Annotated in this window: 13 protein-coding genes and 1 tRNA gene; 10 read left to right on the forward strand and 4 right to left on the reverse strand. The window is 49.6% G+C overall.

Annotation, left to right across the window (positions count from 1 at the left end):
* Positions 1–251: 251 nt before the first annotated feature.
* Positions 252–980, reverse strand: a complete 729-nt coding sequence (locus ACPV3A_RS17220) for an amino acid ABC transporter ATP-binding protein (protein WP_426200428.1) — start codon at positions 978–980, stop codon at positions 252–254.
* The gene (locus ACPV3A_RS17225; protein ID WP_253300924.1) at positions 973–2,361 is read right to left on the reverse strand and encodes an amino acid ABC transporter substrate-binding protein/permease; all 1,389 of its coding nucleotides are present in this window, start codon (positions 2,359–2,361) and stop codon (positions 973–975) included. The genes ACPV3A_RS17220 and ACPV3A_RS17225 overlap by 8 nt, the downstream gene beginning before the upstream one ends.
* Before the next feature lie 324 nt (positions 2,362–2,685).
* On the opposite strand from ACPV3A_RS17225, the gene ACPV3A_RS17230 reads away from it, so the two are divergent.
* The 7 genes from ACPV3A_RS17230 (at position 2,686) to ACPV3A_RS17260 (ending at position 9,294) form a co-directional block, all read left to right on the forward strand.
* Positions 2,686–3,447 carry an SIMPL domain-containing protein gene (locus tag ACPV3A_RS17230; protein ID WP_426200429.1) on the forward strand — a complete coding sequence of 254 codons (762 nt, stop codon included), beginning with the start codon at positions 2,686–2,688 and terminating at the stop codon, positions 3,445–3,447.
* Positions 3,448–3,850: 403 nt separating this feature from the next.
* Complete coding sequence (locus ACPV3A_RS17235; protein ID WP_071219490.1) at positions 3,851–4,822, forward strand: ABC transporter ATP-binding protein; 972 nt, start codon at positions 3,851–3,853, stop codon at positions 4,820–4,822.
* Positions 4,819–5,667: an ABC transporter permease gene (locus tag ACPV3A_RS17240; protein ID WP_071219491.1), complete on the forward strand. Its 849-nt coding sequence runs from the start codon at positions 4,819–4,821 to the stop codon at positions 5,665–5,667. Before ACPV3A_RS17235 ends, ACPV3A_RS17240 begins: the two co-directional genes overlap by 4 nt.
* 45 nt (positions 5,668–5,712) lie before the next feature.
* Positions 5,713–6,474 carry an ABC transporter permease gene (locus ACPV3A_RS17245; RefSeq protein ID WP_201259369.1) on the forward strand — a complete coding sequence of 254 codons (762 nt, stop codon included), beginning with the start codon at positions 5,713–5,715 and terminating at the stop codon, positions 6,472–6,474.
* 65 nt (positions 6,475–6,539) lie between these two features.
* Positions 6,540–7,592 carry an ABC transporter substrate-binding protein gene (locus tag ACPV3A_RS17250; RefSeq protein ID WP_071219493.1) on the forward strand — a complete coding sequence of 351 codons (1,053 nt, stop codon included), beginning with the start codon at positions 6,540–6,542 and terminating at the stop codon, positions 7,590–7,592.
* 231 nt (positions 7,593–7,823) lie between these two features.
* Complete coding sequence (locus tag ACPV3A_RS17255) at positions 7,824–8,075, forward strand: hypothetical protein (protein ID WP_426200430.1); 252 nt, start codon at positions 7,824–7,826, stop codon at positions 8,073–8,075.
* Positions 8,076–8,217: 142 nt separating this feature from the next.
* A complete protein-coding gene (locus ACPV3A_RS17260; RefSeq protein ID WP_426200431.1) occupies positions 8,218–9,294 on the forward strand; it encodes a PdaC/SigV domain-containing protein in 1,077 nt (358 codons plus the stop codon).
* Between the two features lie 607 nt (positions 9,295–9,901).
* Here ACPV3A_RS17260 and clpP read toward each other — a convergent pair.
* Positions 9,902–10,498: an ATP-dependent Clp endopeptidase proteolytic subunit ClpP gene (clpP, locus tag ACPV3A_RS17265; protein ID WP_006207581.1), complete on the reverse strand. Its 597-nt coding sequence runs from the start codon at positions 10,496–10,498 to the stop codon at positions 9,902–9,904.
* A gap of 162 nt (positions 10,499–10,660) precedes the next feature.
* Positions 10,661–10,735 (reverse strand) — tRNA-Arg (locus tag ACPV3A_RS17270).
* Between the two features lie 260 nt (positions 10,736–10,995).
* Between ACPV3A_RS17270 and ACPV3A_RS17275 the strand changes: the two genes are divergently transcribed.
* The 3 genes from ACPV3A_RS17275 (at position 10,996) to ACPV3A_RS17285 (ending at position 14,520) form a co-directional block, all read left to right on the forward strand.
* The gene (locus tag ACPV3A_RS17275; protein WP_426200432.1) at positions 10,996–12,039 is read left to right on the forward strand and encodes a sugar-binding transcriptional regulator; all 1,044 of its coding nucleotides are present in this window, start codon (positions 10,996–10,998) and stop codon (positions 12,037–12,039) included.
* A 100-nt stretch (positions 12,040–12,139) separates the two neighbouring features.
* Positions 12,140–13,144: a type I glyceraldehyde-3-phosphate dehydrogenase gene (gap, locus tag ACPV3A_RS17280; RefSeq protein ID WP_071219497.1), complete on the forward strand. Its 1,005-nt coding sequence runs from the start codon at positions 12,140–12,142 to the stop codon at positions 13,142–13,144.
* Between the two features lie 194 nt (positions 13,145–13,338).
* On the forward strand, positions 13,339–14,520 hold the full coding sequence (locus ACPV3A_RS17285; protein WP_194540401.1) for a phosphoglycerate kinase: 1,182 nt from the start codon (positions 13,339–13,341) through the stop codon (positions 14,518–14,520).
* The last annotated feature ends 51 nt before the right edge of the window (positions 14,521–14,571 follow it).

Genomic DNA, 14,571 nt, shown 5'->3' on the forward strand with positions numbered 1-14,571 from the left:
GGGCTATTCGGATAATAGGGTCACTGGTTACTGCATGAATATGCTCGACAGCCAAGCACATTCCGAGGCCATGCGCCGTGTTTGCCGCGTGCCTCTCCCGCGCAGTGTAATAATGGCTGCTGCAAGGTAATTCAGCGTCGACGCACTTCGGCCACGCACCGTGCGTATAGGAAGCAGTGCGCACAGGGAGCAACACACAAGGTCCGTGCAGCCATACGGCACGGTTTGCTACAGGTAGGTTAGCTGCACTATTACAGCACCTTCTCCAAAAAGCTGATGGTACGCTCATGCCTCGGTCTGCCGAACACTTCCTCCGGCGGGCCTTCCTCAACGATATACCCGCCATCCATGAAAATCACCCGGTCCGCAACCTCGCGGGCAAAGCCCATCTCATGCGTGACGATCATCATCGTCATGCCTTCGCGGGCCAGATCCTTCATCACGCCGAGCACTTCGCCGACCATCTCGGGGTCCAGCGCCGATGTCGGCTCGTCAAACAGCATGATGTCCGGATTCATTGCCAAGGCCCGGGCGATCGCGACACGCTGTTTCTGACCGCCCGACAGCTGGCTGGGGAAGGCCTCCGCCTTATCGGAGAGGCCTACTTGCTCCAGCAGCTTCAGCCCCGTGGCACGCGCCTCGGACGCGCTCTGCTTGCCCAGCTCGACCGGGGCAAATGTGATGTTCTTCAGCACATTGAAGTGGGGGAACAGATTAAAGTGCTGGAACACCATGCCGATGTTTTCACGTGCCTTGTTGATGTCCGTTTTAGGGTCATTGATATCCTTGTCATGCACGAACACCCTGCCTGCCGTAATGTCCTCCAGTCGGTTGATGCAGCGCAGGAAGGTGCTTTTGCCGGAGCCCGAGGGTCCGATGACACAGACAACCTCGCCTTCCTGAACCTGCATGTCAATGCCCTTCAGCACCTCGTTCGTGCCAAAATTTTTCTTCAGTCCTTCTACGCGGATTTTATCCATGACGCACCTTCCCTTCCAGACGGCCCGAAATTTTGGTCAGAATAGTAATCACAACCAGATACATGATGGCGACCACGAGCCAGATATCAAACGATGCGAATGTTCTTGCGATGATGATTTTCCCGGATTGGGTCAGCTCGACCAGGCCGATTACCGACAGGATCGACGTATCCTTGAGCGTGATCACCAGTTGGTTAATAAAGGTCGGAATCATGACTTTGATTGCCTGGGGAATGATGATTTTCATCATGGCTTTACGGTATGGCAGACCGAGCGAGCGGGCAGCCTCCAGCTGTCCAGGGTCAATGGATTGGATACCGCCCCGGATAATTTCCGTGACATAGGCACCGGCATTCAGGCTAAGTGTCAGGACAGCTGCCACGATCGGCGACATCGTGAACCCGAGCGCTTGCGGAATACCGAAATAGATGAAGAAGGCAAGGACCAGCAGCGGTATGCCGCGGAAAATATCCACGAATACAGTTGCGATGCCTCGGAGCCATTTATTGCGTCCGACCTTCATAAAACCGAATATCAACCCTAGGAAAAAAGCGAAGAACAGCGATACGATGGTCAACAGCAGCGTATTGCCAAGGCCCTTCAGCAACGAAGGCAGCGACTCCACGATCAGCTCCCAGCGGCTTAGATTCGCTGCGCCCACGGCATTTTCGCCAATGTATTTTGCCTTAATGCGATCGTACTCTCCGCTGGCCTTCAGGTTGATCAAGCCGGCATTGAATTTTTCCAGTAGCTCCTGGTTCCGTCCCTTGCCGACCGCAAATCCGTAGGAGGCACCCGGCTCCATTTTCGTGACGATCTTCAGTCCATTGTTCTGTTCGACTCCGTATGCCAGCACGGGGAAATCGTCAAAACAGGCAACGGAATTGCCGGTCCTGACATCGTCATACATCTGGGCGGAATCGTCAAAAGGCACGATGGTGAAGCCGTACTTGGACGAAATGGATTCAGCAAAGCTGTAGCCCTCCGTACCGGTTTTGACGGCGACTTTTTTCCCTTTTAAATCCTCGTACCCTTTAATAGACTCCTGATCCTGGCGGATGGCCATGACCACACCTGAGTCAAAATAAGGATCGGAGAAGTCGAATTTCTGCTTCCGCTCTTCCGTGATGCTCATGCCGGCAATGACGCCGTCCACCTGATTGGCTTCCAGCGCCTGAACCGCCGCATTGAAGCCGAGCGGCTTGATCTCATATTTGAAATTCTGATCTTTTGCGATCGCATCCAGCAGATCCATGTCGATACCGACAAATTTGCCGCTTGCATCCTGGAATTCAAACGGGGCAAACGTAATGTCCGTTCCGATCTGATAGGTTTTACCGGAGGCTGGCTCTGCCGCGGCGCTTGCCGCCCCGTATGGCATGCCCGCTGCCATGAGTATCAGCAGTGACATGAACGCGTATAACATCCGGAATGATTTCATAGTGACCTCCTCTTTTTAAACACCGATGTAAGTTAGTTACCCATTAAGGCTTCCTTATTAAACAGCTGCCGTCTTCTTCATTGGGTATCTTATTTTGCTAATCAACCAATCATGCCTAGATATACCAATTAAATGGGGCGTATCAAAATAAGTTGAAGAAAAATTCAAAACGCTTCAATTCGGATGCAACATTTACCAATGCCCTCACGTTAGAAGGGTAAGGCAAGCATGGTAGCGATGCCAATATAAAGGAGGCTGACAATAATGAAAAGATGGGTCAAACAAGTAGGTTCCATCATGATTGCAGGTGCACTGTTGACTGGAAGTACGGCTGTAGTAGGATTGAGCGGGGCAACCGAGGTGCATGCGGCGGAGGCAGCACAGCAAAACCTTCTGACCGTGCTCGGTAAAGGCGAGATCTCGGTGAAGCCAGATATCGTATATCTTTCCATCGGAGTTGAATCATATGCGGAAACCGCAAAATCTGCACAGAAGAGCAACGCACAGAAAATGGATAAAATTACGAAGCTGTTGAAAGAAACCTGGAAGATCGATGACAAGGATATCAAAACCGAGCAGTTCTATGTACAGCCTAACTATACGTACTCTGATGATAATGGACGTAAAGTGAAAAACTATTCGGCGTATCATTCCCTGGAAGTCACGCTTCGCGACTTGAGCAAAGTCGGTGATGTGCTTGATGCAGCGTCCGATGCCGGCGCCAATTCCATTGGAAACGCACGTTTCTCAGTTGAGAACCGCGATGCGTTTGAGGCCCAAGTGATTGATAAGGCGATGGCGAATGCAGACCTGAAAGCTCAGGCGATGGCAAAAGCCTCCAAGCGCCAGTTAGGCATCGTGCTGAATATTGTGGAAGGTTCCGTTGGTGTAGATACCATCTATGGTCTCGAAAAAATGGCGATGGAAGCACAATCCACTGCAGCGGACGCGGGCGCAAACACATCCGTGAAGCCGGGCGAAATCAAGATCTCGACGCAGCTGTATGTGCAATATGAGCTGAAGTAGTTGTTGTTTTCGACTCAGCATGCAGAAAACCGTTCATCCGGATCTTACCGGGTGGACGGTTTTTTGTGTATCCTTATATGAAAAATGAAATACCATAATCAGGGCCCACATCCGTCCCTTCCCCTGTCGAAATACACAGAAAAGTGTTGTGTATAGGGGGAAAACGAGGTATAGTGAATATGCGAAAAACTGAACTTTGATCTGAACGTTACAGCCATACCCATGGATATGGCTTTTTTTTCTTAGTCGAGACTTCTAGCATCCTCCACCTTTAAGAAACGGATTCTGCCAACCTGAGCACAACAGGCAGTGGGACCGTTTCTTCTTAGTGGGGAACGTTTTTGTGCATACTGGTTAGCAGGAATGTACACATGGAATAGGTCACATCTTGAAGAAGGGGTTGATGCATGTGATTGAACTTGTCCAGATCGAGAAGCATTTTCAGGGACAAGCGGTCGTGCATCCGCTGTCGCTCTCCATTAAAGAAGGGGAATTCCTGACTTTGCTGGGCCCCAGCGGCTGCGGCAAAACGACGATTCTCCGAATGATAGCAGGATTCGAACAGCCGACCAAAGGACAGGTCTGGTTGGCGGGTCAGAATGTGACGGAAATGCCTGCGAACAAGCGGGATTTGAATCTGGTATTCCAACACTATGCTCTGTTTCCGCATATGACCGTAGAAGATAATATCGCTTTTGGGCTGAAAATGAAAAAAATGCCGCGTCAACTCATCAAGGAGCGGGTGGACGAGGCCGTTGCCATGACGCAGCTGACCGCCCTGCGGGAACGCTTCCCGCACCAGCTGTCCGGCGGACAGCAGCAGCGCGTGGCCATCGCCCGCGCCATTGCCAACAAACCGAAGGTGCTGCTGCTGGATGAACCGCTTGGCGCACTGGATCTGCAGCTGCGGAAGAATCTGCAGTCCGAGCTGAAGCATTTGCAGCGGACGCTCGGGATAACGTTTGTATATGTAACGCACGACCAAGAGGAAGCCATGATGCTCTCCGACCGGATCGTCATCATGAACCATGGACGGGTAGAGCAAATCGGTACGCCGCGCGAGATCTATGCAAGACCGCAAACGCTGTTTGCCGCTACGTTTGTAGGGGAGAATAACGTTTTTTCTTCACCAGAGGGTCTCTTTGCTGTACGGCCGGAGAAACTCATTCCCCAGCGGGAATCGGGTGCCAAGAAGAACGGCGTGATTGAGGATGTGCAGTACCTCGGCAGTGTTCATAAACTGCTGGTCCAATTGGATGATGAACCGATGAAGGTCATGATTGCCCTCGATATCTCGGATGATCAGCCATGGGAGGTTGGCGAACGGGTTGGGGTGAACTGGAACGCCAAAGATGAGGTGATCATCGGATCATGAGGAAATCAAGGTTCCTGTTGACTCCGGTCCTGCTGTGGTTATCCCTGTTCCTGATCGTTCCGATGCTAATCGTGGTCGGCATCTCCTTTCTCTCGCGGGATTCGCTGGGGAATATCGTGTTTTCCTTCAGTTTGGAAGGATACAAGACCTTCTTTGATCCATTATATTTAGGGATCTACTGGGATACCTTGGTACTGTCGCTGCTGACTACGGTGATTTGCTTGTTAGTCAGCTATCCTTTGGCCTATTATATAGCCAACGCTTCCCCGCGTATCCAAACCTGGGGATTAATTCTGATCACGGTCCCGTTCTGGATCAACTTTTTAATCCGCACCTATGCCTGGGTTCTGCTGCTTCGGACCCAAGGCGTGGTGAACAGCCTGCTGCTGTGGATGGGATGGATCGACGAGCCGATTCAGATGCTGTATACGTACGGCGCCGTACTGCTCGGAATGGTGTATAACTTCATTCCGTTCATGGTGCTGCCGATTTACGTGGCTCTGGAACAGATGGATAAGCGTCTGCTGGATGCGGCCAGCGATCTGGGCGCTTCCAGGTGGAAAGCATTCCGGCACATTACCTTGCCGCAGAGCAAATCCGGCATCATGACAGGAGCGGTTCTGGTCTATGTCTCGACATCCGGAATGTTTGTAGTTACGGATATTTTGGGAGGCGCGAAGTCCTCCATGATCAGTAATATCATTCAGCAGCAGTTCCTGGGTGCACGCAACTGGCCCTTTGGAGCGGCGTTGTCGGTGATCTTCGTGATTACGTCCCTGGTGCTGATCCTGCTCTTTAACCGGGCGATGCAAGCCCGCCATCAACGCGTAGGGGAGGGGAGATAAGTGAAGAAGAAGAATCACCCGCTGCTTGGGATTCACTCTTTCCTTATGATGGCTTTCATCTATGTACCGATCATCATGATCATCATCTATTCCTTTAACAACACGCGGCTTAGCGGCAACTGGGAAGGATTTACATTGGATTGGTATGTGTCGCTATTCGAGAACCGGCACGTGATGGAAGCGCTGATGAACAGTTTAACGGTGGCGGTCATATCGACGATCGTTTCTACCCTGCTCGGAACTGCGGCGGCGCTCTCGCTTCGGAATCTGGGACGCCGAGGTCGCAGCGGCATGAACGGGCTGCTGTATCTGCCGGTCATTATCCCGGATATTATTATGGGGCTGTCGCTGCTGGTATTGTTCAGTCAACTGAATATGCCGCTTGGCAAGACGACGGTGATCATCGCCCATATTACGTTCAGCCTGTCGTATGTGTATGTCGTAGTGACGGCCAGACTGTCGGGCATGGGCAAACAGCTGGATGAGGCGGCCCAGGATTTGGGCGCTACGCCTTGGCAGACGTTTCGGCATGTTACATTGCCGCAGATTGCACCGGGCATTATCTCCGGCGCCTTGATTGCTTTTACGCTGTCATTGGATGACTTTATGGTCAGCTTTTTTGTTGCCGGCCCCAGCTCAACGACGCTGCCGATCTATATTTACGCTCAAGTGAAGCGCGGCATCTCGCCAGAGATTAACGCGCTGTGTACGCTGCTCATTCTGGTCAGCATCACGCTGATTCTGTTAGCGCAATATATTCTTAACCGCGGCAACGGGGAAAAGAAACATAAAACATTACCGATCTAAGCATAGGTACTACTGCTGCTTTTTTCGAAATAAAACATGGAAGTGGAAAGAGAGGAGATATTGAATTGAAAAAATCAAGATGGACCCGCCTGCTGACGGCAGGCATGGTTGCGGTATTGTCTGTAGGACTCTTGGCCGGTTGCGGATCGGATAAGGAGACGCTTCACATTTACAGCTGGGCGGATAACTTTGATCCCGAGGTGCTGAAGGACTTCGAAGAGAAGTTCGACGTAAAGGTAACCTACGACAATTACGCAAACAATGAAGACCTGCTGGCTAAAATCAAGGCTGGCGGCAGTGGGTATGACCTCATTCAGCCGTCCGATTATATGGTCAAAACGATGATTGAATCGGAGCTGCTTGAGCCGCTTGACATGAATAATATCCCGAACTTCGTCAATCTTACGGATACTTTCAAAGATCCTTCTTATGACCCGGGCAATAAATATTCAATTGTCTACACGTCCGGTGTAACGGGAATTGCATATAACAAGAAGTATGTGAAGGATGAGATCAACAGCTGGGAAGATCTCTGGAACCCGGAATACAAGGGTAAAGTCCTGCTTCTGGACGACAACCGTGAAATGATCGGCATGGCGCTTAAGAAGCAAGGAAAGTCCAACAGCAGCACAGATGAAGCGGAAATCACCGCAGCTGCGGATGAGCTGAAGACCCTGCTGCCGAATGTGCTAGCGTTTGATACGGATAACATCAAGCAGAAGATGATCCAAGAAGAAGGCTGGATTGCTACGGTATGGTCCGGAGATGCCGCCTTTATTGCTGCGGAGAATCCGGATGTGGCGTATGTCGTGCCAGAAGAAGGGGCTACCATCTTCTCTGATAACTACGCGATTCCTAAGGGTGCCAAGAATAAAGAGCTGGCCGAGAAATTCATCAATTTCATGATGGAGCCTGAGGTCAGCGCCAAAAACTATGAATTTATCGGATACAGCAATCCGAACACCAAAGCGATGGAATTCCATAGCGAGGAATACCGCGCCAATACGATGATCAACCTGACAGATGAAGAGCTGGGCCGTACCGAATGGCTAGATAATGTCGGTGACTCGCTCTCGATCTATGATCGTTTATGGACCGAACTGAAGAGCGGTCGTTAATTATAGGGCTTGCATTTTCATATTTTTGTAATAAAAAGAGTCTGTCCCATTGGGGGCAGGCTCTTTTTTGTTTGTAAAGAATAGGCCCTTAGTCCCGGAATAGGAAGAAATAGCCGATTTATACGAATCGAACCACAACTTCGTGGCCCGTTTCGTTGTTATATATAAAGGAGGACGCAAATAACTTAAACCAGATTTCTATACGTTTAATCAGGAAAAGGAGAAAGCGGCTTGAGTGATGTAATGGGCATGTTTTTGATTGCATTGGTAGTTGCGGGGGTTGCAGCCGTTTTATTTCTGAACATCTTCAGGAAAAGCGCGCTGCATCTGCTGTTATTGAGTATTCACAGTGCCCTTGTCGGTATCGGATTATTTCTATTAAGTTATGCAGTCCAGGAAAGCGAAGTCTTGTTGATTATGGGTACATGCGCTCTCTTGTTCGGTGTATTCCTAAGCGTAAAAGCACTCATGCAGAAAGATTAGACGAAATGTATAGGTCCTACGGCCTGGAATCAAAATTGTCATTGACTTTGTTACCAATACATTGAAAGCTTTCCTTATAATGATTAAGGGTAATAGATTAACAACTAACGGAAACTTAATTTAACAAAGGTGGAATTCTGATATGAATCCTAAATTACGTGTATGTGCATCATTAATTGCAACTAGCGTCCTGCTTGGCGGTCTGGGTTTGAGCGGACAGGTCATCGATGCAAGCGCCGCTAAGGCACCCGTTTCCGCCAGCCAAAAATCGTCGAAGAATGAAGTCGTACTGAAATGGAATGGCAAGACCCTGTCACAGAAAGGTCTCGTGCTGCACGGGGTAACTTATGTGCCGGCAACCGCTTTGCGGGACGGCCTGGGAATGCCTCTTAAATATGATGCAAAAAAACGTACGTATACACTGGGTAACGGTTATAACAAACTGAGTGCCATCGTATATGATTCAACTGAAATTGGTATTCTGGTGAACGGTTCGTATGCCGGGGAGCCTGGGGGACAGATCATTAATGGTCGTCTGTATGTGCCATTCAAAACGGTCAGCGAATACATGGGTGTTCAGGGACAATGGAACCCTTCCTTGAAAACACTCAGCATGACGCAGAAGAAACAGAACGAAATTACGATCAAATCGGCTACGCTGAAGAAAAAGATACAGGGCGTGGATGCCGTTGTGAACTATCCTGTAATCAGTGGACTCGCAAATGCGGAGGCGCAAGCCGAGATCAATAAAGTACTGAAAGAAAATGCGTCCGGCGTAATCACCAGTGCCGAAGGGGGGAATGCTGAGGAATTCCCGCCATCGGAATCCAGTTTCCCTTACGAATTCAGTGGGGACTTCGTGGTCCATTATAACCAGAATGATATCCTGAGCATCACGGCATACGATTATTCCTACACGGGTGGCGCTCATGGCATGACCTTCCGTAAAAGCTTCACGTTCTCCTTGAAGGATGGCAAGCAAATGCAGCTGGGCGATTTCATCAACATGCAGGGCAAGAACAAACAGAAGCTGAACAACCTTGTGCTGAACAAGCTGAAGAAAGAGGGGGGCTACCTCGGCGGATTTGAAGGCGTGCCTGCCGATGCGGACTTCTACGTGAAGGATAATGCTGCGGTGCTGTACTTCCAACTTTATGAGTACACCGCATATGCTTATGGATTTCCGGAGTTTGAGCTGAAGCTGAAAGAGTGGAAGTAAGAGTATACGGTAGCGGTTTGTGTAACTACAATCAATTATTTTCATACTATAGCTTGTCTAGAAACATGATGTTGTCCTGATGTAACACTGTACTGGAACGAGTTACGAAAATCCCTTGATCATGGAACGTGGAGAGTGTATTCTCCTTTCCTGCGGTCAGGGGGTTTTTCGTTTACCTAGAGGCTTGCCTGGATGATAACTTGCATGTCTTGTACATCTTGCACACTGCTTCTGCTCACTGTGCACGCGTGGTCGGTGGCAAGCAAGTCGTTCGTTGAAATGGCCACCCTGCACGGGTCTTCTTTTATTTTCCCTCCCCTCAAGTTTAGGCAGGCCTTTTAGGAGGGGGATGCTCTTGAGCTAGTCTTTAAGTTTTTATAGATAAGGTCAGGTCGTACCAAAGTGAGAGTATCCTCGGAGGAGCATAGCGTTCGCCTTTGAACTCGGGAAACCTCAGTTAACCATATTCATTCCAGTTTCCCGAGTTCAACAGCGACCGGAGGGGATACTCTCACTACCCTAAATCAAAGTTTTCTAAGAATTCCACTTCGGAGGATAAGAAAGGGCAGGCACCGGATAACGGCGCCTGCCCTTTACTTCATTTCTTTTATAAGCCTTGCGGTGGTGTATTCTCTAATACTTGATCAATCAGACCGTATTCTTTGGCTTCGTCAGCCGTCATGAAGTAGTCACGATCAGTATCCTTCTCAATGCGCTCCAACGGTTGGCCAGTGCGATCGGACAGGATGCGGTTCAGCTTGTCGCGCATTTTGAGGATGCGGCGAGCACGGATCTCAATATCCGTGGCTTGACCTTGTGCGCCGCCGAGCGGCTGGTGAATCATGATCTCGCTGTTAGGCAGACCGTAACGTTTGCCTTTAGCGCCAGCGTTGAGCAGGAATGCGCCCATGGAAGCAGCCATGCCGACACAGATCGTCGAAACGTCCGGCTTAATGAACTGCATCGTATCGAATATCGCCATACCTGCGGTAATGGAACCGCCAGGACTGTTGATGTAAAGATGAATATCCTTCTCAGGATCCTCAGCCGACAAGAACAGCATTTGGGCAATGATGGAATTGGCGACCACGTCATTTACGTCGGAGCCGAGGAAGATAATGCGGTCTTTCAGCAATCTGGAATAGATGTCGTACGCCCGCTCACCGCGGTTGCTTTGTTCAACGACCATAGGTATAAAACTCACGTGGAAAACCTCCTCTTAAGTACCTCATATAAATACTGTTACCGTATTACCCACATGATAAACAATTTAAATCAAAAAGTCAAAGATAGTCAAACTATTGGGTAAAAAAAAGAGCCGTCATGGGCGCTTTAGGGTAATCAGTATAGAGAATAAAAGTTATAATGGCGCGCCCGCGAGGAATCGAACCTCGATCTCAGGCTCCGGAGGCCTACGTCATATCCATTGGACCACGGGCGCAAAAAAAATTAGCAACGAAGTTGATTATACCGCATCTATTTAAAAAATACAATAGCAGACAAAACTTTGTTCCTATTATATAGACGAGCCAGTACTTGGCCATAATGTATAAGAATGCCCGGGGCAGAGAAATATACTTTCGGACACTTGCAACCGGCATAATTATTGGTTAGAATAAAGGTGGGACTTAAAAAGTTTAACTGGGACATTTTACGACCAGGTAGAGGAGAGCCGAGACGAAGTTTGCAGGAGTGGAATGCATGCGTAACCTATTAGAAATACAAGAGCAGCTTCTGCCGGATCTGATGGACACTCTTAAACGAAGGTATACCATCCTTCATCAGATCAAGTTGTCCGGAATTGTTGGCCGAAGAACATTGGCTTCATCACTCTCGATGACCGAGCGTGTTCTCAGAGCAGAGACTGATCTTCTGAAAGCGCAGGGGCTGATCGAGATTGAAACGCTTGGCATGCGCATCAGCAGCTCAGGGATATGCTTGCTGGAGGAGCTGGAGCCGGTCATGAATGAGTTGTTCGGACTGGTTGAACTGGAAGAGAAGATTCGTCAGGCTTACGGGCTTCGTAAAGTGGTCATTATTCCCGGTGACAGCGAGTCATCTCCGGAAGTCAAACGTGAGCTTGGCCGGGCCGGAGCAAGAACGCTGCTAAGCTTTGTCCAAGATGGAGATACGATTGCCGTAACCGGCGGCTCCACGCTCGCCGAAGTGGCCGAGCAGATGTCCTCTTTGCCAGGCGGCGAACCGCTGACAAGCACTTGGTTTGTGCCGGCGCGGGGCGGTCTTGGGGAGAGCATGGAGATTCAAGCGAACACCATTGCTTCCAAGATGGCAAAGCGCGTTGGGGCTGAGTACCGATTGCTTCACGTACCGGATCTGCTAAGCGAGGATGCCTATCAGTCACTGGTGCAGGATCAGCATATCCAGGAGATCGTGGATGTGATCAGGCGCTGCCGAGTCATTATTCACGGCATCGGAGATGCCATGGAGATGGCAAGAAGGCGCAAGCTGGATGAAAACTCTATTCAGAACTTGCAGGCAGATGGCGCGATTGCGGAATCCTTCGGCTACTACTTCAGTGAAGATGGTGAAGTTGTCCACAAAATGCTTACTCTCGGGCTGCGGCTTGAGGATATTATGCGGACAGAGACGATCATCGGCATTGCTGGGGGTCAAGGCAAGGGCAAGGCGATTCATGCGATGCTGAAATTCGGACATGAGGATATTCTCGTTACTGATGAAGCCGCGGCACTGGAAGTCGAGAAGGAGATTGACGCCGGGATTTGAACCCACGAGCGTACACACCGATTTTTCCTTATTGTTGTCTTGATTGGCTTAACGGCCAATCTTGAATATATAAATTTTACAAATATGGAGGGAACTACTCATGGTTAAAGTAGGTATTAACGGTTTTGGACGTATTGGACGTAACGTGTTCCGCGCTGCGCTGAACAACAGCGAAGTTGAAATCGTGGCAATCAACGATTTGACGGACGTAAGCACGCTGGCACACCTTTTGAAATATGACACAACTCACGGAAGACTTAATGCAACAGTTGAAGCTAAAGAAGGCGCACTCGTTGTAAACGGCCGTGAAGTGAAAGTATTCGCTGAGCGTAACCCTGAAGCATTGCCTTGGGCTGAGCACGGCGTTGAAATCGTTGTAGAATCCACTGGTATTTTCACAGCGAAAGACAAAGCTTCCGCTCACTTGAAAGGCGGCGCTAAGAAAGTTATCATCTCCGCTCCAGCAACTGACGAAGATATCACGATCGTTATGGGCGTTAACGAAGACAAATACGATGCAGCTAACCATACTGTAATCTCCAATGCTTCTTGTACAACAAACTGCTTGGCTCCTTTTGCTAAAGTTCTTGACGAGAAATTCGGTATCGTTAAGGGTATGATGACTACGGTTCACTCCTACACGAATGACCAGCAAGTGCTTGATCTTCCGCACAAAGATCTGCGTCGTGCTCGTGCAGCTGCTGAAAACATCATTCCATCCACAACTGGTGCTGCTAAAGCGGTTAGCCTCGTTCTGCCACAATTGAAAGGCAAATTGAACGGTATGGCAATGCGTGTACCTACGAAGAACGTTTCTGTAACGGACCTCGTAGTTGAGCTGTCCCAAAATGTAACCCTTGAAGATGTAAACGGAGCTCTGAAAGCAGCTGCTGAAGGCCCGCTGAAAGGCATCTTGAACTACTCCGAAGAGCCGCTTGTATCCAGCGACTACAATGGCGACCCAGCTTCTTCCACTATCGATTCGCTCTCCACTATGGTAGTTGGCGACAACATGGTGAAAGTTGTTTCTTGGTATGACAACGAGTGGGGCTACTCCAACCGTGTCGTTGACCTCGCTGCTTACATCGCAAGCAAAGGTCTGTAATTGATCTAGCCATACAATCGAAGAGGAGTTCCGTTTCACGGGTCTCCTCTTTGGTTCATGGTTTTTCCTTGTTTTCATGCCAGAGCACTGGGAAGAATAGACAAGATCCGGGCGCTGGTTAGCGATAGAGAGAGAAACGAGAGCAACTGCATGCTGTCGGTGAGGAGAATAGTTTTCTTAGGAGGAACGTGGAGATGAACAAGAAAAGTGTACGTGATGTAGAAGTAAGCGGCAAACGGGTGTTTGTCCGCGTCGATTTCAATGTACCGCTCGAAGATGGTAAAATTACAGACGACACTCGTATTCGCGAGACTTTGCCGACCATTAAGTATCTGGTAGAGCAAGGAGCGAAAGTCATCCTGGCCAGCCACATGGGTCGTCCAAAAGGAGAGGTCGTTGAATCGTTGCGCCTGACTCCGGCAAGTCAGCGTCTGTCCGAGCTGCTCGGCAAACCGGTAGCCAAAGCGGATGAAGCGGTAGGAGAAGCTGTTAAAGCTCAAGTCGAGAAGCTGCAAAACGGCGATGTGCTCGTGCTTGAAAATGTTCGTTTTTACGCTGGTGAAGAGAAGAATGATCCGGAACTTGCGAAGCAATTCGCCGAACTGGCCGATCTGTTCGTGAATGACGCGTTTGGTGCTGCTCACCGTGCGCACGCTTCGACAGAAGGTATCGCTCATCATCTTCCGGCTGTATCGGGATTGTTGATGGAGAAAGAGCTGTCCGTTCTCGGCAAAGCCCTTTCGAATCCGGACCGTCCTTTTACCGCCATCATCGGTGGATCGAAGGTTAAGGACAAAATCGACGTGATCGACAACCTGCTTACGCTTGCTGACAATGTCATCATCGGCGGTGGACTTGCTTACACGTTCTTCAAAGCTCAAGGCCATGAAATCGGCCAATCTCTGCTTGATAAAGAGAAGCTTGATGTTGCACTCGGTTTCATCGAGAAAGCTAAAGAGCTGGGCAAAAACTTCTACCTGCCGGAAGATATCGTCGTTACGGACGAGTTCAGCGCAGACGCGAATACCAAGGTCGTTGATATCGATGGCATTCCTGCCGATTGGGAAGGCGTTGACATCGGTCCTAAGACTCGCGCCAAGTATGCAGAAGTGATCAAGAACTCCAAACTTGTCGTGTGGAACGGTCCTATGGGCGTATTCGAAATCGCTCCGTTCAGCAACGGTACTCGTGAAGTGGCACAAGCTTGTGCGGATACGGAAGCTTACACGATTATCGGCGGCGGCGACTCGGCTGCAGCTGCAGAGAAATTCGGCCTTGCCGACAAGATGAATCACATCTCGACAGGCGGCGGTGCATCTCTTGAGTTCATGGAAGGCAAAGCACTTCCTGGTGTTGTGGCACTGAACGACAAATAGAAATAGGCACTATATTGGATAGCAAGTGGATGAAGTTTGGACCCCGATTCT

The organism is Paenibacillus sp. Dod16 (assembly GCF_049893405.1).
Classification (GTDB): Bacteria; Bacillota; Bacilli; order Paenibacillales; family Paenibacillaceae; genus Paenibacillus_AQ.